General features: G+C 63.2%; 24 protein-coding genes. All 24 read right to left on the reverse strand.

Annotated features, from left to right (window positions below; translation table 11 throughout):
* Nucleotides 1-65: 65 nt before the first annotated feature.
* Nucleotides 66-1955: an MFS transporter gene (locus tag LB529_RS06465; protein WP_140847586.1), complete on the reverse strand. Its 1890-nt coding sequence runs from the start codon at nt 1953-1955 to the stop codon at nt 66-68.
* A 281-nt stretch (nt 1956-2236) separates the two neighbouring features.
* Entirely contained in the window at nt 2237-2701 is a 465-nt protein-coding gene (locus tag LB529_RS06470) for a cupin domain-containing protein (protein WP_224710579.1), read from the reverse strand.
* Between the two features lie 113 nt (nt 2702-2814).
* Nucleotides 2815-3606: an ATP12 family chaperone protein gene (locus LB529_RS06475; protein ID WP_224710580.1), complete on the reverse strand. Its 792-nt coding sequence runs from the start codon at nt 3604-3606 to the stop codon at nt 2815-2817.
* A gap of 103 nt (nt 3607-3709) precedes the next feature.
* Entirely contained in the window at nt 3710-4585 is an 876-nt protein-coding gene (locus tag LB529_RS06480) for a DMT family transporter (protein WP_224710599.1), read from the reverse strand.
* Nucleotides 4586-4628: 43 nt separating this feature from the next.
* Nucleotides 4629-5609: an RluA family pseudouridine synthase gene (locus tag LB529_RS06485; RefSeq protein ID WP_224710581.1), complete on the reverse strand. Its 981-nt coding sequence runs from the start codon at nt 5607-5609 to the stop codon at nt 4629-4631.
* A 102-nt stretch (nt 5610-5711) separates the two neighbouring features.
* On the reverse strand, nt 5712-6074 hold the full coding sequence (locus LB529_RS06490; protein WP_224710582.1) for a DUF779 domain-containing protein: 363 nt from the start codon (nt 6072-6074) through the stop codon (nt 5712-5714).
* 64 nt (nt 6075-6138) lie between these two features.
* The gene (adh, locus tag LB529_RS06495) at nt 6139-7656 is read right to left on the reverse strand and encodes an aldehyde dehydrogenase (protein WP_224710583.1); all 1518 of its coding nucleotides are present in this window, start codon (nt 7654-7656) and stop codon (nt 6139-6141) included.
* Nucleotides 7657-7792: 136 nt separating this feature from the next.
* Nucleotides 7793-8740 carry a helix-turn-helix domain-containing protein gene (locus LB529_RS06500; RefSeq protein WP_224710584.1) on the reverse strand — a complete coding sequence of 316 codons (948 nt, stop codon included), beginning with the start codon at nt 8738-8740 and terminating at the stop codon, nt 7793-7795.
* Between the two features lie 263 nt (nt 8741-9003).
* Complete coding sequence (locus LB529_RS06505; protein WP_224710585.1) at nt 9004-9831, reverse strand: aspartyl/asparaginyl beta-hydroxylase domain-containing protein; 828 nt, start codon at nt 9829-9831, stop codon at nt 9004-9006.
* Nucleotides 9832-10000: 169 nt separating this feature from the next.
* Nucleotides 10001-11311, reverse strand: coding sequence for a replication-associated recombination protein A (locus LB529_RS06510; RefSeq protein WP_224710586.1), 1311 nt, complete (start codon nt 11309-11311; stop codon nt 10001-10003).
* A 130-nt stretch (nt 11312-11441) separates the two neighbouring features.
* Complete coding sequence (locus LB529_RS06515) at nt 11442-12929, reverse strand: DegQ family serine endoprotease (protein ID WP_224710587.1); 1488 nt, start codon at nt 12927-12929, stop codon at nt 11442-11444.
* Nucleotides 12930-13119: 190 nt separating this feature from the next.
* Nucleotides 13120-13551 (reverse strand): 50S ribosomal protein L17, encoded by a 432-nt coding sequence (rplQ, locus tag LB529_RS06520; protein WP_140544883.1) that lies wholly within the window; start codon nt 13549-13551, stop codon nt 13120-13122.
* Between the two features lie 104 nt (nt 13552-13655).
* The gene (locus tag LB529_RS06525) at nt 13656-14666 is read right to left on the reverse strand and encodes a DNA-directed RNA polymerase subunit alpha (protein ID WP_027170350.1); all 1011 of its coding nucleotides are present in this window, start codon (nt 14664-14666) and stop codon (nt 13656-13658) included.
* 97 nt (nt 14667-14763) lie between these two features.
* The gene (gene rpsK, locus LB529_RS06530) at nt 14764-15153 is read right to left on the reverse strand and encodes a 30S ribosomal protein S11 (RefSeq protein ID WP_006205444.1); all 390 of its coding nucleotides are present in this window, start codon (nt 15151-15153) and stop codon (nt 14764-14766) included.
* 127 nt (nt 15154-15280) lie between these two features.
* The gene (gene rpsM / locus LB529_RS06535; RefSeq protein WP_027170351.1) at nt 15281-15649 is read right to left on the reverse strand and encodes a 30S ribosomal protein S13; all 369 of its coding nucleotides are present in this window, start codon (nt 15647-15649) and stop codon (nt 15281-15283) included.
* A gap of 231 nt (nt 15650-15880) precedes the next feature.
* On the reverse strand, nt 15881-16471 hold the full coding sequence (locus LB529_RS06540) for an adenylate kinase (RefSeq protein WP_224710588.1): 591 nt from the start codon (nt 16469-16471) through the stop codon (nt 15881-15883).
* Complete coding sequence (gene secY / locus LB529_RS06545; RefSeq protein WP_095765505.1) at nt 16468-17808, reverse strand: preprotein translocase subunit SecY; 1341 nt, start codon at nt 17806-17808, stop codon at nt 16468-16470. The genes LB529_RS06540 and secY overlap by 4 nt, the downstream gene beginning before the upstream one ends.
* Nucleotides 17809-18064: 256 nt before the next feature.
* Nucleotides 18065-18538, reverse strand: a complete 474-nt coding sequence (rplO, locus tag LB529_RS06550; protein WP_095765506.1) for a 50S ribosomal protein L15 — start codon at nt 18536-18538, stop codon at nt 18065-18067.
* Between the two features lie 22 nt (nt 18539-18560).
* On the reverse strand, nt 18561-18758 hold the full coding sequence (gene rpmD / locus LB529_RS06555) for a 50S ribosomal protein L30 (protein WP_027170355.1): 198 nt from the start codon (nt 18756-18758) through the stop codon (nt 18561-18563).
* A 25-nt stretch (nt 18759-18783) separates the two neighbouring features.
* Nucleotides 18784-19347, reverse strand: a complete 564-nt coding sequence (gene rpsE / locus LB529_RS06560; RefSeq protein ID WP_032933400.1) for a 30S ribosomal protein S5 — start codon at nt 19345-19347, stop codon at nt 18784-18786.
* Nucleotides 19348-19496: 149 nt separating this feature from the next.
* Nucleotides 19497-19859 carry a 50S ribosomal protein L18 gene (gene rplR, locus LB529_RS06565; RefSeq protein ID WP_095765507.1) on the reverse strand — a complete coding sequence of 121 codons (363 nt, stop codon included), beginning with the start codon at nt 19857-19859 and terminating at the stop codon, nt 19497-19499.
* Between the two features lie 138 nt (nt 19860-19997).
* Nucleotides 19998-20531 carry a 50S ribosomal protein L6 gene (gene rplF, locus LB529_RS06570; RefSeq protein WP_095765508.1) on the reverse strand — a complete coding sequence of 178 codons (534 nt, stop codon included), beginning with the start codon at nt 20529-20531 and terminating at the stop codon, nt 19998-20000.
* Nucleotides 20532-20621: 90 nt separating this feature from the next.
* On the reverse strand, nt 20622-21020 hold the full coding sequence (gene rpsH / locus LB529_RS06575) for a 30S ribosomal protein S8 (protein ID WP_066989600.1): 399 nt from the start codon (nt 21018-21020) through the stop codon (nt 20622-20624).
* Between the two features lie 12 nt (nt 21021-21032).
* The gene (gene rpsN / locus LB529_RS06580; RefSeq protein ID WP_042642199.1) at nt 21033-21338 is read right to left on the reverse strand and encodes a 30S ribosomal protein S14; all 306 of its coding nucleotides are present in this window, start codon (nt 21336-21338) and stop codon (nt 21033-21035) included.
* Between the last annotated feature and the right edge of the window lie 24 nt (nt 21339-21362).

Raw genomic sequence — 21362 nt, forward strand, 5'->3', positions numbered from 1 at the left:
GGGCATGAAAAAAGCCCGGCGTGATCGCTCACGCCGGGCCTTCTGTTTGAACGGGATGACCGAGGTCATTCCTTGGCGTGGAGGTCTGTGCCGAGCGTATCCCTGACGAAGATCATGCCGATGATAAGCGACATTGCCGCGATGATAACCGGGTACCAGAGACCGTAGTAGATATCGCCCTTGTAGGCGCTGAGCGCGAACACCGTTGCCGGCAGCAGACCGCCGAACCAGCCATTGCCAATGTGGTAGGGCAGCGACATGCCGGTGTAGCGAATGCGGGTCGGGAACATCTCGACCAGGATGGCTGCGATCGGCCCATAGACCATGGTCACGAACAGCACCAGGATGAACAGGATGCCGATCGTGAGCGGCCAGTTGATGGCTGCCGGATCGGCAGTCATGGCGAACGGACCGCCGCCCGGGATATTGTAGACGGTGACTTCGGGCGCACCCGCCGCCTCCTCCTTGGTCAGCAGCTTGTCGGCGATCGCCTTGTCGGCCGGAACCGTCGCCTTTTCGCCGCCGCGGATGGCCGCGGCATCGAGCTTGAGTTCGGGATTGGCCGCGATGAAGGCGTCGAGCTTCTGGTCCGGAACCTTGGCCGCGGCGCGCTTCAGCGGATAGCCGCCGTCCCGCAGCGCCATGTTCACCGCTTTCTGGAAGGCCGCCTCCTTGGCCTTGGCCTGATCGCCAGCGGCAACGGCATCATAGGACGCCACCGTCTCGTTGCCGATCTTGACCGTGGCAGCCGTGCCGGGCGCTGCCGTCGCAACGACGTCGTAAGGCACCGAGTTCTTGGTCAGGAACGACGTCGCGATATCACAGGATGTCGTGAACTTCGCCGTGCCGACAGGATTGAACTGGAACTTGCAGTCGCCGGGCGCCGCCGTCACCGTCGCGCGGGTGTTCTGCTGCGCGGTGGCCAGAGCCGGATTGGCGGCCCAGGTCAGAGCCTTGAACAGCGGGAAGGTGCAGACGATGCCCAACGCAAGGCCTGCCATGATGATGGGCTTACGGCCGATCTTGTCCGACAGCCAGCCGAACACGACGAAGAAGATCGAGCCGACGGCCAGCGCGATAGCGATCATGACGTTGACCGACCATGCGTCGACCTTCAGCACGTTCTGCAGGAAGAACAGGGCGTAGAACTGCCCGTTGTACCAGATCACGGCCTGGCCGGCGGTAAGGCCGAGCAGCGCCAGAAGGGCGATCTTGGCGTTCTTCCACTGACCGAAAGCTTCCGTTAACGGCGCCTTGGAGCCCTTACCTTCCTCCTTCATGCGCTGGAAGGTCGGCGACTCCGAAAGCGACAGCCGGATCCAGATCGAGATGGCGAGCAGCAGGAACGAGACGATGAAGGGGATGCGCCAACCCCAACTGGCGTAGGTCTCCTTGCTGAGCGAGCCCTGGACGATCAGGATGACGATCAGCGACAGGAACAGGCCGAGCGTCGCCGTGGTCTGGATCCAGGACGTGTAGTAGCCGCGTCGGTCGTCCGGCGCGTGTTCGGCGACGTAGGTCGCGGCACCGCCATACTCGCCGCCAAGCGCAAGGCCCTGCAGCATGCGCAGCCCGATCAGGATCACGGGCGCCGCGATGCCCCAACTGGCATAGCCGGGCAGCAGGCCCACCAGGAAGGTGGACAGGCCCATGATCGTCATAGTGACGAGGAAGGTGTATTTGCGGCCGACGAGATCGCCGATGCGGCCAAACACGAGCGCGCCGAACGGACGCACAAGGAAGCCGGCGGCAAAGGCCAGCAGCGCGAAGATGTTGCGCGTCGCTTCGGGAATCGCCGGGCTGAAGAAGGTCGAGCCGATGAAGGCGGCCAGCGAGCCGTAGAGATAGAAATCATACCACTCGAAAACGGTACCGAGCGAGGAGGCGAAGATGACCTTCTTCTCCTCCCGCGTCATGCCGCGGCTGGTTCCGCCGGCGGTCGAAGCCATTGCCATTGATATATCCTCCCGTGAGATCCCGTCTGTCCTCGATGGCTGCGCGCCACCGTCCGCGCTCCTGCGAACGCGGACTCAAAAACGCAGCCAACGAAGGAAAAATGACAGAAAGGGCGGGCGAAAGGCACCGCGACGATGGGATTATGACTTTGGTATTAGGTGCGCTGCGAAAGCTGAGTGCAGCACTTGGAGCGGATCATTTCCGGCACCGGGCCGCAAATATCGCCGATCGAATGTGTCTTCTTGGAAAGGAAGCGTTTCTCAAGATGCATGGCCAAGCGTCAGCGATTGATCGCCACCGTCTCGTCGTTGATTATCCCAAGGCGTGCTTCAATCAATGCGATCTCGTCGGGCGCGTCGGCGCCAGAGGCCTCTATCTCCATGAAGAGTTGCTCGAAGCCACCCGGCGTCACTATTGCAAACATCTGCCCGGGCTCGTCGCCAATGTTTCGCCAACTGTGACGCACGTGAGGAGGCAAAACAACGACGGCGCCTGGAGGGGCATCGAATTCCTCGTCACCACATTGGAAACGATAGATCCCGCGTATCACCCGAAAAACCTCGGTCTCTCGGGTGTGAGTGTGAGGGGCCGGGCCTTTCCCGGGTGGGGTGAAAGTTTCCCACATCCCGAATGCGCCGTTCGTCTCGGCGGCAGTGGCATGGATCACAACTTTTGCGCCATGGGGCGCTTTAGCCAGGCGCTCCCTGGCCGGCATTGAGGTTACCGCATTCCGAAAGTCTGACATTGCCGCCCCCCGATTGCGCGGCGAATAATAGCATAGGATCGGTTGCCGGATAGCTGTCAGTGGCCAAGCGGTATTCTGAACGGAACCCGTTGTGCGGCGTTCCTGAAGTTACTTTAGCCCTGCAGCGCCTCGAGCAGGCTGACCGCCGCCATCATGTCGCGCTTGCGCGCCAAGCGGCGCGCCAAGGCCTCCGCATCCTGGCCCCAATGCTCGATCTGCCAATCCTCGTCGACATGGCCGGCCGCCCAGGCTTCCTCGCCGTCGAGCTCGCCGAAATCGACGGCCAGCGCCAGCAGCGCCGAGCCGGTCAGCGCGGTCATGACATGGATGGCGGCCAGCCGCATCGGCTCCGAGCGCTGGCCAAGATGCGCGCCGAGGACGGCGATGGTTTCGCGGGGCTGCTCGACATGGACGACGCCTTCGGCAAGGTTGAAGCGTGCGCCGAGATGGCCGCGCGCCCAGTCCAGCACCGGGTCCCAATGCTTGTTTTGGCGATCGACCAGGCCTTGCGGGCCGTCGGCGCGGTAGCAAAGAAGATCGGACGAGGCGAAGCGCAGGATATCCTCCAGCACCGCCTGCGGATCGGAGGCGACGCCGTCGATGGCGGTGTTCACTAGCCGCATGACCGGCATCGTCAGGGGATCGATGACTTCGCCTTGCGCGCTGAATTCAGCGGCCACAAGTGCTGCAGCCTTTTCGGTCGGCAACACCATCACAGCCTTGCCCGGCGTGCGCACCGGGCGGCCGTCGAGATGAACGGCAAAGCCATTCTCGACGGGAGTCACCGAAACAGCCTGGTAGAAACGCTTCGGCAGCGGCGTCTTCATCTGGATCTGGGCGCGGCGCACAGGATCGGGATCTGAAAGCAGCTTACCGGCTTCGAGGTCTTCGAGGATGTCGCGCATGCCGAACTCCTTAAAGCAATTTGAGGAAAAGTGTGAAGCGGTTTTGCGTCCGCAATCGCGTCAACACAAAGAGATAGGGCAGCTTGCCGTTCCGCGAGCTGATCTATGGTGCGGGTTGTCTGCGCGCCGGGCGATTGACGATGATCAGCCCGGTGGCAATAAGGCCGAGCGCCAGGAAAATCCTGGTCGTCGGCAGCTCGCCCAACAGCACCGCGCCGCACAGGACGCCGAACACCGGCGACAGAAAGGCGAAGCTCGACAAGCCGGCCGCCGGATAGCGCGTGAGCAGCCAGAACCACAACACATAGGTGAAGGCGACGATATAGAAAGACTGGAACAGCAGCGCCAGTGTCGGCAGGACGGCAAGCGCTCGAATGGGCGGGCCGGCGAAAGGCATCACCAGGATACCAACGACGGCCGCGCCGGCCAGCTGATAGAGCAGCAGTTTCTCCGCGCGCGTCTCGACCAGCCTCGATCGTTTGATGACGATGCTGGTCGCTGCCCAGAGAATGCCAGAGCCGAGACTGAGCAGATCGCCGGTCAGTGTCGCGCCGCTGCCGGCAGTGATGCCGTCGGAGAAGACCGCCGCCAGACCGCAGAAGGCGAGAACAAGGCCACCGAGCTTGCGCGCATTGATACGCTCGCCAAGCAGGAAATGTCCGCCGATCAGCACCCAGAACGGCATGGTGTTGACCAGGAGCGTGTTGCGGGCAACGGTCGTGTATTCGAGGCCGATATAGAGACACAGGAACTCGACGCCGAAGAGCACGCCGACGACGATACCGGCGGCCAGCGTCCGATCCGCTTCGAAGAGCTTGATGCCGCGCAGCCGGCACCAGACGAACACGCAGGCTCCCCCGATGAGCGAACGTGCGATCGAGACGAAGACAGGGTCGTAGCCGGAGTATGACACCTTGGCGGCGACATAGTTCAGGCCCCAGGAAAAGGTCAGCCCGACCATGATGGCCGCCGCGGCCATGTCGACTGCATCGCGGCGATCCAATGCGGGGGCGACAGCCAAGTCAGTCTTCCGCGCTCTGGTCGTCGAAGCCGATCAGGTTCCAGCTCTGGCGCATATGCGGCGGCATCGGCGCCGTGACGTCGATGACGCCGTGGTCCGGATGCGGGATGATGATGCGGCGCGCATGCAGGTGCAGGCGGTTTTGAATGCCGCCCGGGAAATCCCAGTTGGTATCGGCCTCGAAATATTTGGGATCGCCGATGATCGGGCAACCTATGTAGGCGGAGTGAACGCGAAGCTGGTGCGTGCGGCCGGTATAGGGCTCCATCTCCAGCCAGGTCATCGTCTGCGCCGCCTGCTCGATGACACGGTAGTAGGAGACGGCGTGGTCGGCGCCCTTCTCGCCATGCGCGGCTACGCGCACGCGGTCGCCATCTTCCGTGGGCTCCTTGATCAGCCAGGTCGAGATCTTGTCCTCGCGCTTGGGCGGCACGCCCTTGACCAGCGCCCAGTAGGTTTTCTTGGTCTCTCGCGCGCGGAACGCCTCCGACAGCTTCATCGCCGCAAGACGGGTACGGGCAACCACCAGCACGCCGGACGTGTCGCGATCGAGGCGATGGACGAGGCGCGGCTTCTCGCCCTTCTTGTTGCGCCAGGCCTCCAGCATGTCGTCGACATTGCGGGTGACGCCGGAGCCGCCCTGGACCGCCAGGCCAGCCGGCTTGTTGAAGACGAAAACTTTCGGATCCTCATGCAGGAGCATCTTGGCGAGCACGTCGGCATCGCCCTGGTTGCGGATCGAGTGGCCGGTGAGCGGCGCATCGCCCTTCTTATCGACGTCGAGCGGCGGAACGCGGACAGACTGGCCGGGCTCCACACGCGTGTCGGCCTTCACCCGGCCGCCATCGACCCGGATCTGCCCCGACCGAAGCAACTTCTGCAGATGGCCGAAGCCGAGGCCCGGATAATGGACCTTGAACCAGCGGTCGAGCCGCATGCCCGCCTCACCGGCCTCAACCGTGATCTGTTCAACACCTGCCATGACTTTGCTTTTCCATTCGAAAGCGGCGCCATAGCACTAAGGCGGACAGGTTGCGAGCCAAAGGCCCAACAAAGAGCGATAATTACCCCAAACGTCGTCTGATCAATTGCCCGAAGGCGTAAGCACCGCGCAGACGGTCGAGCGCGTCAGAAAGCGCTTCTCGCGGCCATTGTCGAGCGAGAACATCCCGCCCCTGCCCTTCACCACATCGATGATGAGATCGGTGTGCTTCCACGCCTCATATTGAGAGGCGCTGATATAGACCGGCGTATCGCCGATTTCGCCCAATTTCACTTCATTGTCGCCGATCATGAACTCGCCACGCGGGTAGCACATCGGCGAGGAGCCGTCGCAGCAGCCGCCGGACTGATGGAACAGAACCGGGCCGTGATCGGCGATGATCTCGGCAAGCAGCGCCTCGGCCTCCGGCGTGGCCGACACCTTGCCCAATGAAGGCTTGTCCATCAAATCCTCCTCGACTGACGGGAGGACGCGGGTGGGCCGCGCCCTCCTCTTCGCCCTGGGAGGATCAGAAGAAGCCGAGCTTCTTCGGGCTGTAGCTGACCAGCATGTTCTTGGTCTGCTGATAGTGGTCGAGCATCATCTTGTGCGTCTCGCGGCCGATGCCGGACTGCTTGTAGCCGCCGAAGGCGGCATGCGCCGGATAGGCGTGATAGCAGTTGGTCCAGACACGCCCGGCCTGGATGGCGCGGCCGAAGCGGTAGCAGCGGTTCGCGTCGCGGCTCCAGATGCCGGCGCCGAGGCCGTAGAGAGTGTCGTTGGCGATCGACAGCGCCTCGTCATCGTCCTTGAAGGTCGTCACGGACACGACGGGTCCAAAGATCTCCTCCTGGAAGATGCGCATCTTGTTGTTGCCCTTGAACACGGTCGGCTTGATGTAGTAGCCGCCGGCGAGATCGCCCGGCAGATGGTTCCGCTCGCCGCCGGTCAAGACTTCGGCGCCTTCCTGGCGGCCGATGTCGAAGTAGGACAGGATCTTTTCCAGCTGCTCGCTCGAGGCCTGCGCGCCGATCATGGTGGCGGGATCGAGCGGATCGCCCTGGACGATCGCCTCGACACGCTTCAGCGCGCGCTCGATGAACTTGTCGTAGATCTTCTCATGCACCAGCGCGCGGCTGGGGCACGTGCAGACCTCGCCCTGGTTGAGCGCGAACATGACGAAGCCCTCGATCGCCTTGTCGAAGAAATCGTCGTCTTCCGCCGTCACATCCTGGAAGAAGATGTTGGGCGACTTGCCGCCAAGCTCGAGCGTCACCGGAATGAGGTTGTGGCTGGCATATTGCGAGATTAGGCGGCCGGTGGTCGTCTCGCCGGTGAAAGCGATCTTGGCGATGCGGTTCGACGAGGCGAGCGGCTTGCCGGCCTCAAGGCCGAAGCCGTTGACGATGTTGAGCACGCCTTCTGGCAAGAGGTCACCGATGAGGTCGGCCCACAGCATGATCGTGGCGGGTGTCTGTTCGGCGGGCTTCAGCACCACGCAATTGCCGGCGGCGAGCGCCGGCGCCAGCTTCCACACCGCCATCAGCAGCGGGAAGTTCCACGGAATGATCTGGCCGACGACACCGAGCGGCTCATGGAAGTGGTAGGCGACGGTGTCGTGGTCGATTTCGGAGATCGAACCTTCCTGGCTGCGCAGCACGCCGGCGAAATAGCGGAAATGGTCGATGGCCAGAGGCAGGTCGGCGGCGGTCGTCTCGCGGATCGGCTTGCCATTGTCCCAGGTCTCGGCGAGCGCCAGCAGGTCGAGATTGTCTTCCATGCGATCAGCGATGCGGTTGAGGATCAGCGCGCGGGCCGCGGGGCTGGTCTTGCCCCAGGCGTCCTTGGCTTTGTGGGCTGCATCAAGCGCGGCCTCGATGTCATTTGCGTCCGACCGGGCGATTTCGCAGAGCGGCCGGCCGGTGACCGGCGAGATGTTTTTGAAATATCTGCCGGAGAGCGGCGCCGCCCATTTGCCGCCGATGAAGTTGTCGTAGCGCTTGGCGAAAGGAACCTTGGCCGTGCGCGAGAATTCCACCTTGTTCATCACTGCCTCCCAATGAGCACGCCGCGGGATGCGGCGCTATGGGAGGAAGGGTTGCGGATCGGCGTTGGCTTGTCAGCCCGGGGCTGGATGATCGTGGCGCCGGACTGTCGCAGAACTGCGACAGTCCGGTCTGCAATCAATGCGGGCGGCGAATGTCGAAGCGGGCGAGCTTGCGATGCAGGGTGGCGCGGGAGATGCCGAGGTTCTGCGCGGCGGCCGAGACGTTGCCGCCGGCGCGCGCCAGCGCCCGCTGAACCACACCACGCTCGGCATCGTCCAAATCCTCAGCGGTCTTTGCGCAGTCGCCGAGAATATCGGTGGCAAGCAGTCCTCTCGCCAGCGCTTCCCGCGTTATGCCGAGACCAAGACGGGCAGAGCGCGTCGCGCCGATCACAAGATCATCCGAATCGACCGCTATCAGCGCACCGGCGCTGCGCTCGGTGACGGGTGCGAGCAAGATGCGGGCATCCGAAAACACCATGCGGAAATTTTCCGCTTCGATCCGGCGCGCGGCGTCGCCGACCGCGACCGCGATGAGCTGGACAAAGCCCTCGGTCAGGTCCGACCGGCAGGACGAGACATCGAGCGCCGCCGCCAGATTGCCTTCATGGTCATAGACCGGAGCCGTGGTGCAGCTCAGCAGCGTGTTGCGGGAGAAGAAATGCTGATCGCGGTGGATGGTCAGAGCGCGCTGGTCGGCGATGCAGGTGCCGATGCCGTTGGTGCCTTCGCTGTCCTCGCTCCAGACGGTGCCGGTCCACAGGCCCCATTCATCGAATGTCCCGTCGTCCGCGACGGCGCCCCGTCGCTCGACCGGGATGCCGTCTCGATCCGCCAGCATGACGCAGCAGCCGACGCCGCCCACGGCGAGATAGAGCCGATTGAGGCTGGGTTCGGCCGCGCGGATCAACCGCTCCATGCGCTGCCTCGTGAGCCTGAGCTCGCCTTCGGTCAGCCGCCGCGGCGCCGTGCGTGCTGCGGGGTCCAGGCCGTGCAATTGGAGCGACCGCCGCCACGAGGCGACGACCGCCGAGTGGGCTGCGTCGCTCTTGGCGACCGAGGCCTGGACTTGGTCCGCGTGCACGGCTGGTTGCCGTCCGATCAACCTATCCTCCCGGTGAGCGGAACCTCCTGCCGCTCCGTCATCATGCTCGGTAGACTATTCCGCTACCAGTTGCGGGTCAGCTTTCGATAGAACGCCGGCCGGAACGCGTATTTGATCTTGCGCAATTCCCGACGAAAAATCGCTACGCGTGTCCTGGAGCCGCGCTGGAGTCCTAAAGGTCGCGGTTCGTCCGCGCCATTGGACGTTGGTTTAAGGCCGATTGAGGCGAGGTTCGGCCGTGGTCAGTTGGCGGCCGCCTTCGGCTTCGACGAGCCGATCATCTTCCAGTTCTTGTAGAAGACAGAATTGATACGCTCCACGCTGACGGAGACGATGGCGAGAAGGCCAGCGATCAGCCTGGGAAACGGAGACGGCCGGATGATATCGATGAAGACGCAGTAGCGGCGGCCGTCATATTCGTTGACCGAGCGGTGGAACAGGGTGTCGTCGAAGATGAACAGCGGATTGTCGTACCAGTAGTTCTTCTTGCTGCCGCACTGGACGAATATCTCGGCCTTGACCGGTATCAGATTGTAGAGGATGCGCAGGCTGAGCCGGAGCGGACCGAAATGCCAGGACGTCGATTCGCGCTTGCTGAAAACGGATACCGCGATCGTCTTGATGTATTTGTAGTCCTTGTTGAATTCAGGAACATTGTCGATCTTGTGCTTGCCGTACCACTGGTAGACATACATGCCGCGCCGGCCGGCGCCGAAATTGGCATCGATATCGGCGATGATCTCGTCCTTGCGCGCCTTGAAGACGCCCAGCACCTCGTTGATCTCGCGCTGATAGTCCTCGGGGAACTGCTCGGGCTTCCAGACGCCGGGGTTGCGGTAGCTGAGAAGGTCAACGATCAGGTTGAACGGCGACAACAGCCAGGTGAACAGGCCGTTGCCGAGGAAGTAGCGCTCGAACAGGTTCTGGGTCTTCTGGTCGTTGCGCATGACATCGATCAGGCCGCAAACGACCCAGATGGTGGTCAGGATTGGGATGAAATAGAAGGCGAGCGCGAGAACTACGACGGCGATGGCGGCCTTGCGGAGCGTCTTGACGGTTTGCTTTGTCATTGTCATTCGCGCGGGAGCGCGATCCTGTTCCATGGGACAACATCACGGCGACCCCCGCCAGCCGTGCGTCTTGATAGGATTTTTTGTTTCCCGGCACAATGCCGCAGCAGGTGTGGTCCACCACAACGCGGCTTCGCGTCGAAGCGTGCCGACCGCCGGGCCGCGTAACTCAACTGTTCCGTTCGCTTCGCAGCTTCGCCCAGTATTCCAGCCGCTTGCGGATATCGCGCTCGAAACCGCGTTCCGGCGGATCGTAGAAAGTGCGCCGGCCCATCTTCTCCGGAAAATAGTCCTGGCCTGAAAACGCCTCCGGCTCGTCATGGTCGTAGCGATAGCCGGCGCCGTAATCCTCTTGCTTCATCAGCTTGGTCGGCGCGTTGAGGATGTGCTTGGGCGGCAGCAGCGAGCCGAACTCCTTGGCTGCCGCGGTCGCGGCCTTGAAGGCAGTGTAGACGGCGTTCGATTTCGGCGCCGTGGCGAGATAAACGGCGGCCTGGGCAAAGGCGAGCTCGCCCTCTGGCGAGCCTAGATAGTCATAGGCGTCCTTGGCCGCATTGGCCACGACAAGCGCCTGTGGGTCGGCGAGCCCGATATCCTCCACCGCCATGCGCACGAGGCGGCGGCCGAGATAGAGAGGATCCTCGCCGGCATCGAACATGCGGGCGAGGTAATAAAGCGCGGCATCCGGATCGGAGCCGCGCACCGATTTGTGTAGCGCCGAGATCAGATTGTAATGGCCGTCCTGGCCCTTGTCGTAGATGGGCGCACGGCGCTGGATGACGCGCTGCAGGCCTTCCGGCCCGAACATTTCGCCTTTCTTGGCGGCGCGCCAGACTTCCTCAGCCAGGGTCAGCGAGGCGCGGCCGTCGCCATCCGCCATGCGGATCAGCATGGCGCGCGCTTCTTCGTCGAGCGGCAGCGCCCTGCCCTCGGTTTCTTCTGCCCGGGCCAGAAGCTTGGCGATGCTGTCCTCACCCAGCGAACGGAACACCAGCACACGCGCGCGCGACAGAAGCGCTGCATTGAGCTCAAAGGACGGGTTCTCCGTCGTGGCGCCGACCAGCACCACGGTGCCGTCTTCCATCACCGGCAAAAACCCGTCCTGCTGGGCGCGGTTGAAGCGATGGATCTCGTCGACGAAGAGCAGCGTCTGGCGGCCGTTCGAGCGCCTTAGCTTCGCCGCCTCGAACACTTTCTTGAGATCCGCGACGCCGGAAAACACGGCAGAGATCTGCTCGAAAGCGAGATTGGTCTCGCCGGCGAGCAGCCGCGCCACCGTCGTCTTGCCGGTGCCGGGCGGACCCCAGAAGATCATCGAGCCGAGCGAACCCGAATCGATCAACCTGGTCAGCGCGCCGTCAGGGCCGGTCAGATGCTCCTGCCCGACGACCTCGCCGAGATTCTTGGGGCGCAACCGATCGGCCAGCGGCCGCCCGGGCGGCGCCTTCTCCGGCTCATCGGAACTGAACAGATCTGCCATGCAAGTCTTTTGGTTGAAACGCGATTCCGCTCTTTTGCGAGCACCATCTTATCCGAACGCCGGCTCCCACTTCTTGCTACGCCGGCCTTCGGTTCGGGATCATGATCATGCTCTAAATGGGCAGATCGCCTCAATAACGCAACACCTGGCGCAGTATCTGCCCGCCGCGCTCGACGGTAAAGCGCCACCAGCGCGTGTCCTGCTGGGCAACCTGCGCCAGTGTCTCCGCGGTCTCGATGGTGGTGCCGTTCACCTCGCGCACGATATCGCCCGGCTGGAAACCGAAATCGGCGGCCGGCGAATCGCGGCTGATATCGATGACGGTGACGCCCTTGAGGTCGGTGCGAAGGCCAAGCCGCTGGGCAAGCCTGGGCGACAGTTCCGCCACCTTGGCGCCGGAAAAGGGACTGCGGCCACGCAAAGTGACCTCGCTGGGCTTGGCGCCTTCCGGCGCGCGCTCCAGCGGAATCTCCAACGTCGCCTGCTGCCCCTTGCTCAGCACGGCGAAGGTCGCCTTGGTGCCGATCGACAGCGTCGCCATGCGGTAGTCGAGCGCCTCGATGCTTTCGACCGGCGTGTTGTTGAGCGACAGGATGACGTCGCCAGGCTTCAGGCCGGCCTTGCCGGCAGGCCCGGTGGCGTCCACGGACGACACCAATGCGCCGGTGGGTTTCTCCATGCCGAGCGACTCTGCGATCTGCGGCGTCACCAGTTCGAATTCCGCTCCGATATAGGGACGCTCGAAGAAGTCGAGCCCGGCCTTGGCGGCGTCGGCGAAGGCGCGCACCATGTTCGAAGGAATGGCGAAGCCGATGCCGATCGAACCACCGCTGCGGCTGTAGATGGCCGTGTTGATGCCGACCAGCTGGCCGCCCATGTTGATCAGGGCGCCGCCGGAGTTGCCGGGATTGATGGCGGCATCGGTCTGGATGAAATAGCCCGAATCCGAAACACCGATATGGCTGCGGGCGAGTGCCGAGACAATGCCGCTGGTGGTGGTCTGCCCGACACCGAACGGATTGCCGATGGCGAGCACAAGGTCGCCGACCTCAAGCGCGTCGGAATCGCCGATGGCGATCACCGGAAACGGCTTGTCGGCCGAGATCTTGAGCACGGCGAGATCGAGCGTCTCGTCCTTGAGCATGACCTTTGAGGTGAACTCGCGACCGTCGGCGGTTGCGACCTTCACCTCGTCGGCGTCCTTGATGACGTGGAAGTTGGTGACGATCACGCCGCTCGGATCGACCAGCACGCCAGAGCCCAGCGAGGACTGGGCGCGCGGCTGGGCACGGCCGAAGAACTCCTCGAAGAAGGGATCGCCTTCGAAGGGCGACGTCACCTTTGCGGTCTGCGAGGCATAGACATTGACGACGGCCGGCGCCGTCTGCTTGACCAGCGGCGCGAAGGAGAGCTGTACTTCCTCGCGGCCGAACGGCACGCGCTTGTCCGGGCCGGACGTGCCGTTCTCGCCTTCGACGCCATGCAAGAGATCGGTCAGCACGTCGGAGAGGCCCGGATCGGCCGGCTTGGCGGCGTCCTCGGCAAAAGCCTGTCTTGCGGCCGGTGCCGCGGCAAAGACCGCCAGCGCGGCAACAAGAAACAGTCGTTTGAGGTGCATTCTCGAATCCCTCCAGATAGGGCGCCATTGTCTCGACGAATGTGCAGAATGAAAGGCTAATGCACACAAATGCGACACTTGTCGCGCAAAAGCTTGAGCCTGGGCGTGAAATTCCGCTCAGCCGCTCAAACCTGCTCCAAATGCAAAAGGGGCCCGTAGGCCCCTCGAAGTCATTGACGAAACAGCGACCTCAGGCGGCCGCGGCTTCCTCGTTGGCGCCCTCAGCCTCTATGCGGGCGCGGTCGGCGGCGCCCTTGGCCGAGGTGTCGCGATCGACGAATTCGATGACCGCCATCGCGGCGTTGTCGCCCTTGCGGAAACCCGCCTTCATGATGCGCAGATAGCCGCCATTGCGGGTGGCGTAGCGCGGGGCGATGGTCTCGAACAGGCGCTTGACGACGCCTTCATTGCCGATCTGAGCGATCACCTGGCGGCGGGCGTGCAGGTCACCGCGCTTGCCGAGCGTCACGAGCTTCTCGACGATCGGACGCAGGTCCTTCGCCTTCGGCAAGGTGGTGACGATCTGCTCGTGCTCGATCAGCGACACGGCGAGATTGGCGAACATCGACTTGCGGTGGCTGATGCTGCGGGCGAAACGACGGCCTTTGAAACCGTGGCGCATGGCTCTTTTCCTTCTTCAGTTGTTCAAGAGGCCACGGCCTCTGATGGTTTTCCGCATGACCGTCGGATCGAGCGGCTCTCGCCGCCGATCCTTGGAATTCATGCTCAATATTGGTCTTCGTAACGCTTGGCGAGGTCTTCGATGTTTTCCGGCGGCCAGTCCGGCACTTCCATGCCGAGATGGAGGCCCATGGCCGCCAGCACTTCCTTGATCTCGTTCAGCGACTTGCGGCCGAAGTTCGGGGTGCGCAGCATCTCGGCTTCGGTCTTCTGGATCAGGTCGCCGATGTAGACGATGTTGTCGTTCTTCAGGCAGTTGGCCGAACGCACCGAAAGCTCGAGCTCGTCGACCTTCTTGAGCAGCGCCGGGTTGAAGGCGAGCTCGGTGACGGCCTCGGTGGCGACTTCCTTCTGCGGCTCGTCGAAGTTGACGAACAGGCCAAGCTGGTCCTGCAGGATGCGGGCGGCGAAAGCGACCGCGTCCTCGCCCGAAATCGAGCCGTTGGTCTCGATCGTCATGGTCAGCTTGTCATAGTCGAGAACCTGGCCCTCGCGGGTGTTCTCGACCTTGTAGGAGACCTTCTTGACCGGCGAATAGAGGCTGTCGACCGGGATCAGCCCGATCGGCGCGTCCTCGGCGCGGTTGCGCTCGGCCGGCACATAGCCCTTGCCGGTGTCGACGGTGAACTCCATGCGGATCTCGGCGCCCTCGTCCAGCGTGCAGATCACGTGGTCGGGGTTGAGGATCTCGACGTCGCCGACCGTCTGGATGTCGCCGGCGAGCACGGCGCCCGGGCCCTGCTTGCGCACGACCATGCGCTTGGGGCCATCGCCTTCCATGCGGATGGCGATTTCCTTGATGTTGAGCACGATGTCGGTCACGTCCTCGCGCACGCCGGCGATGGACGAGAATTCGTGCAGCACGCCGTCGATCTGCACGGCGGTGACAGCCGCGCCGCGCAGCGAAGACAGAAGCACACGCCGCAGCGCGTTGCCCAGCGTCAGGCCAAAGCCGCGTTCGAGCGGCTCGGCCACCAGCGTGGTCAGCGTCTTCTTCTTCGACGAGAACTCGATCTTGTTCGGCTTGATCAGTTCCTGCCAGTTTTTCTGGATCATAAAAGTCTTCCTTCCTTTGCCCCGCCACCATCCAATCGTGGCGGGCGACACGGAAAACCGCGGAGGAACGCCTTGGCGTTCGCGCGGCGTTTAAAAATCAGACGCGGCGCTTCTTGCGCGGGCGGCAGCCATTGTGCGGGATCGGCGTCACGTCACGGATCGAGGTGATGGTGAAGCCCGCCGCCTGCAGCGCGCGGAGCGCCGATTCACGACCGGAGCCGGGTCCGCAGACCTCGACCTCGAGCATGCGCATGCCGTGTTCCTGCGCCTTCTTGGCGACGTCCTCGGCAGCCATCTGGGCTGCAAACGGGGTCGACTTGCGCGAACCCTTGAAACCCTGGGCACCGGCCGACGACCAGGCAATCGAATTGCCCTGCGCGTCGGTGATGGTGATCATGGTGTTGTTAAAGGTCGAATTGACGTGGGCAACGCCCGACGAAATGTTCTTGCGTTCGCGACGGCGAACACGAGCGGCTTCCTTGGCCATGGTATTCCTTTCAGTTGATCTCTACACCGCCGTAATGCCAGCGGCTCCACCTTGGAAAAGCGAGTAGTGAGTAGGGGATAGCGAACAGGGTCCCCTACTCGCTAACCGCTACTCGCTATTCGCTCAATTACTTCTTCTTGCCGGCGATCGCCTTGGCCGGACCCTTGCGGGTGCGGGCGTTGGTATGCGTGCGCTGGCCGCGGACCGGCAGCGAGCGACGGTGACGTAGGCCGCGGTAGCAGCCGAGGTCCATGAGCCGCTTGATGTTCATCGAGACTTCGCGGCGCAGGTCGCCTTCGACCTGGTAGTCGCGGTCGATCGTCTCGCGGATCTGCAGCACTTCCGCGTCGGTCAGCTGGTTGACGCGGCGGTCCGCCGGGATGCCGACCTTGTCGACGATCTCCTGGGCAAACTTCTTGCCGATGCCGTGAATGTACTGAAGCGCGATGACGACGCGCTTGTTGGTCGGAATGTTGACGCCGGCTATACGAGCCATTTTCTTCTCTTTCTCCATTTGGGCCGGACGAGCCGGCGCTGTCGAAGTTGCCCCGCGTCCGGTGGAGGCCGGCCCTTGCGGGAGTTTCCTGGTTCAAAGCGGATGCCTTGCCCGCAAGGGCAAGCAAAGTCCATGCCTGATAGGAAGACGGGCCGCCATACCCCAACGGCCCACTCCAGTCAAGCGCAATCGTTAATTGTCGCCAAGCGCTATCTTTAGTGTCGGCCCGGTCTACTTCACCGCGGCCGCGAGCACCTTGCCGATCTCGGCGGTCACGGCATCCATACCGGCCATGCCGTCGACGGTCTTGAGCTTGCCCTTGGCGTAGTAGTAGCCGGTCAGCGGCGCCGTCTTCTTGTAGTATTCGCGCAGGCGTTCCTCGAACACCTCCGGGTTGTCGTCCTTGCGCACAGGCTGGCCGGCGGCCTTGGCGTCCTCGGCGCGTTTGACGATTCGGCCAACCAGCGCCTTGTCGTCGACGACGAGCTCTATGACGGTGTCGAGCGCTATGCCGCGTTCGGCAAGCATGGCCTCGACCGCGTCGGCCTGGACCAGCGTGCGCGGATAGCCGTCGAGGATGAATCCCTTGGCGCAATCCGGCTGATCGATACGCTCGGCGACGATGGCGTTGACGATCGCATCCGAGACCAGCTCACCGGCATCCATCACCGCCTTGGCACGCTTGCCGACCTCGGTTCCGGCCTGGACGGCGGCACGCAGCATGTCACCCGTCGAGAGCTGGGGGATGCCGTGTTTTTCAACCAGTCTTTGTGCTTGTGTCCCCTTGCCCGCTCCTGGCGGCCCAAGCAAAATCAGCCTCATCTGCTCCTCTTCCCCCCGCGCAACTTCGACTTCTTGATCAGGCCCTCATACTGGTGCGCGATCAGGTGACCCTGAATCTGCGCCACCGTATCGAGCGTGACACTGACCACGATCAGAAGCGATGTGCCACCGAGGTAGAAAGGTACGCCAGTCGCCGAAATCAGGAACTCCGGCAGCAGACAGACCAGCACCAGGTAAATGGCGCCGATGACGGTAATGCGCGTCAGAACATAGTCGATATAGTCGGCGGTGCGCTCGCCCGGCCGATAGCCCGGGATGAAGCCGGAGTGCTTCTTGAGCTGGTCGGCTGTGTCCTTCGGGTTGAAGACGATCGCCGTGTAGAAGAAGGCGAAGAAGATGATCATGCCCGCATAGAAGATCATGTAGAGCGGCTGGCCGTGGCCGAGCGAGGCGAGAATCGTGCTTGCCCAGGCCGGCAGGTTGGTCGCCTGCGAGAAGCCCGCCACGGTCGCCGGCAGAAGCAGCAGCGAGGACGCGAAGATCGGCGGGATGACGCCGGAGGTGTTGAGCTTCAGCGGCAAATGCGAGGTATCGCCCTGGAACATGCGATTGCCGACCTGGCGCTTCGGATACTGGATGAGCAGGCGCCGCTGCGCGCGTTCGAAGAAGACGATGAGCGCAATGACGATGATGGCCAGCACGATGATCGCGAGGATGAGGCCCGTCGACAGCGCGCCGGTACGGCCGAGTTCCAGCGTGCCGGAGATCGCGCGCGGCAGGCCCGCGACGATGCCGGAGAAGATGATCAGCGAAATGCCGTTGCCGATGCCGCGCGCGGTGATCTGCTCGCCGAGCCACATCAGGAACATGGTGCCGCCGACGAGCGTGACGACTGTCGAGATGCGGAAGAACATGCCGGGATCGTTGACGATACCGTTGCCGCCCTCGAGGCCGATCGAAATGCCGTAGGCCTGGATCAACGCCAGGAGCACGGTGCCGTAGCGCGTGTACTGGTTGATGATCTTGCGGCCCTGCTCGCCTTCCTTCTTCAGCGTTTCCAGCGACGGGATGACCGAGGTCATCAGCTGCATGATGATGGAGGCGGAGATGTAGGGCATGATGCCCAGCGCGAAGATCGCCATGCGCTGCACGGCGCCGCCGGCGAACATGTTGAACATGCCGAGCACGCCCTTGCTCTGCGAGGAGAAGGCCTGGGCGAAAGCATCGGGGTTGATGCCGGGAAGCGGGATATAGGTGCCGAGGCGGTAGACGAGCAGCGCGCCGATGGTGAACCAGATGCGCTTCTTGAGATCCTCGGCCTTGGCGAAGGCCGCGAAATTCAGATTGGAGGCTAGTTGTTCAGCAGCCGAGGCCATGCCTGATTCTCCGCTAGAGCACGATGCCGAAAAATGTGGAGCGGTTTTCGGACGACATCATGCTCTACTTCTTTGATTTCTACGTCGCGCTCGATGCCGCAGCTCAGGCGGCGCGTGTCACCGAAGCTCACGAGATAAGCTCGGGACCGTAAACATGCAAGCGGCCGCGTTGACGCGGCCGCCCAATTCATCCGGTCAAAGCGCGGTTCGACGGAATATGCGAAGTCATCCCGGTCGGCCGCGCTTCAAATCGCCGTTACTCGGCGGCGGCCGCTTCCGGCAGCTTCACCGAACCGCCGGCCTTCTCGATCTTCTCGATCGCAGCCTTGGAGGCGCCAGCGACGTCGAAGGACAGCTTGGCCTTGAGTTCGCCGTCGGAGAGCACGCGCACGCCGTCCTTGGCGCGGCGGATGACGCCGGCGGCAACCAGGGCCTCGGCCGTCACGGTCGCCTTGGCGTCGAGCTTCTTGGCATCGACAGCAGCCTGGATGCGGGCCAGCGACACGACAGTGAAGCTCTTGGCGAAGATGTTATTGAAGCCGCGCTTCGGCAGGCGCCGATAGAGCGGCATCTGGCCACCCTCGAAGCCGTTGATGGCAACGCCAGAGCGGGCCTTCTGGCCCTTGACGCCGCGACCGGCGGTCTTGCCCGAGCCGGAACCGATGCCGCGGCCGAGACGCTTCTTGGAGTGCGTCGCGCCGTCCTTGTCACGCAGATCGTTGAGTTTCATGTTTCTTCTCCTGCCCTTCCGTTCAGGCCTCGTCCACGACGCGGACGAGGTGCTGGACGGCGGCGATCATGCCGCGCACCGAAGGGGTATCTTCCAGCGTGCGCCGCTTGTGCATCTTGTTCAGGCCGAGGCCGACCAGCGTCGCGCGCTGCTCCTTCGGCCGGCGGATCGGAGAGCCGATCTGCTCGACGGTGATGGTCTTGGTAGCTTTCTTGGCCATGGTCGAAATCCCTGGTCAGCGTCGACTATTCTTCAGCCGCAACGGCGGTGCCGCGGCGGGCCTGAAGGGTCGAGTACTTGATGCCGCGCGCGGCAGCCACATCCTTCGGATGCATCTGGCTCTTCAGCGCGTCGAAGGTGGCGCGAACCATGTTGTAGGGGTTCGACGAACCCATCGACTTGGCGACCACGTCATGCATGCCGAGCGTCTCGAAGACGGCGCGCATCGGACCGCCGGCGATGATGCCGGTACCTTGCTTGGCGGCGCGCAGCAGAACGCGTCCGGCGCCCCAGCGGCCCTCGACGTCGTGATGCAGCGTGCGGCCCGAACGCAGCGGCACGAAGATCATGTCGCGCTTGGCCGACTCGGTCGCCTTGCGGATCGCTTCCGGCACTTCGCGCGCCTTGCCGTGGCCGAAGCCGACGCGGCCCTTCTGGTCGCCGACGACGACGAGAGCGGCAAAACCGAAACGACGGCCGCCCTTCACCACCTTGGCGACGCGGTTGATGTGGACGAGCTTGTCCACCATGCCGTCGTCACGCTCTTCGCGCTCGCGGCCGCGGCCGCCTTCTCTACGTTCCTGTGCCATATCCTGTTCCTTGTTCTTTTCCGGAAGCACGGGTTGCTGTTTGCCGACGCCGCTTTAGGGTCGCCGGCGGCGAACTTTTCCTTTGCATGATCTTGTCCGAAAAGTCTGCAACTTTTCGCTGCGCGGACCTCTCGGTTCGGGATCAAGCATTAGAAGCTGAGACCGCCTTCGCGGGCAGCCTCGGCCAGCGCCTTGACGCGGCCGTGATAGATGTACGGGCCGCGGTCGAAGACGACTTCCTTGACGCCGGCCTTGGCGGCGCGCTCGGCGATCAGCTTGCCGACCGCGGCCGCGGCTGCGGTGTCGGCGCCGGTCTTGAGCGAACCCTTGAGGTCCTTCTCCAGCGTCGAGGCGGCGGCCAGCGTGTGGCCGTTGGCGTCGTCGATCACCTGGACGTAGATGTTCTTCGAGGTGCGGTGCACCGAAAGCCTCGGACGCTCGCCGGCGACCTTTTTCAGCTGGCGGCGCACGCGCTGTGCGCGGCGCTGGATGGTTTCTTTGGGGCTTGCCATAATGTCAGTTCCTTGCCTTCAGAAAACGGGGGCAACCCTGTGCGGTAGGCCGAGCCTCCCGCGGCCGCTCCCCGCGGCGTTACACTTCTGCGGCTTGGCCCTTTTCGAAAAGTCTACAACTTCTCGGGGCCAGGCCTATTACTTCTTCTTGCCTTCCTTGCGCACGATGCGCTCGTCGGCATAGCGCACGCCCTTGCCCTTATAGGGCTCGGGACCGCGATATTCGCGGATCTCGGCGGCGACCTGGCCGACCTGCTGCTTATCAATACCCGAGACCGTGATTTCGGTCGGCTTCGGCACCGTGATGGTGATGCCCTGCGGCGTCTGATAGACCACGTCGTGGCTGAAGCCGAGCGCCAGCTGCAGGTTCTTACCCTGCAACGCCGCGCGATAGCCGACGCCGGTGATCTCGAGCTTCTTCTCGAAGCCGTCCTTCACGCCCTGCAGGATGTTGACGATCTGCGTGCGCGACATGCCCCACTTGGAGCGGGCGGTCTTGGTCTGGTCGCGCGGCTCGACGGAGATCTCGTTGTTCTCCATCTTCACCAGCACTTCGTCGTTCACCACGAACTTCAGCTCGCCCTTGGGGCCCTTCGCCGTCACGGTCTGGCCGTTGACGGACGCGGTCACGCCCTGCGGCAGCGAAACGGGTTTCTTTCCGATACGAGACATTTTGTTGTCCTCGTCACTTCTTTGGTTTCAGGTTCCAGTTCCCGGGCGCGATCCCGAGAACCGAAGCCCATTCATCAATCTCTTGGCCGATCAGAAGATCTGGCAGAGGATTTCGCCGCCGACATTCTGCTCGCGCGCTTCATGGTCGGCCATGACGCCCTTCGGCGTCGAAAGGATGGCGATGCCGAGGCCGTTGGCGACGTGCGGGATCGACTTGGCCGAGACATAGACGCGACGGCCAGGCTTCGAGACGCGCTCGATCTCGCGCACAACCGGGGCGCCGTCGAAATATTTCAGCTCGATCTCGATTTCCGACTTGCCGTTTTCGAAGTCGGTCTGGCTGTAGTCGCGGATATAGCCTTCCGACTTCAGCACTTCGAGGACGCGGGCACGCAGACGCGAGGCCGGGGTCGAAACGCTCGACTTCTTGCGGCCATAGGCGTTGCGGATGCGGGTCAGCATATCGCCGAGAGGATCGCTCAATGACATCTCAGTGTCTCCTTACCAGCTCGACTTGACCAGGCCCGGGATCTGGCCGGTATTGCCCAGATCGCGAAGCGCGATACGCGAAAGCTTCAGCTTGCGATAGTAGGCGCGCGGACGGCCCGTCACCTCGCAGCGATTGCGGATGCGGATCTTGGCCGAGTTGCGCGGCAGCGCCGAAAGCTTCAACTGGGCGCGGAAACGCTCTTCCATCGGCTTGGACTGATCCATGATGATGGCCTTGAGCGCCGTGCGCTTGGCGGCGTACTGGTCGGCGAGCTTGCGGCGCCGGTTGTTCTTCTCGACTGAGCTGGTCTTTGCCATTTCAGATGTTTCCTTTTTCGCTGC

It is taken from the genome of Mesorhizobium sp. CA5 (assembly GCF_020165105.1).
GTDB lineage: Bacteria > Pseudomonadota > Alphaproteobacteria > Rhizobiales > Rhizobiaceae > Mesorhizobium.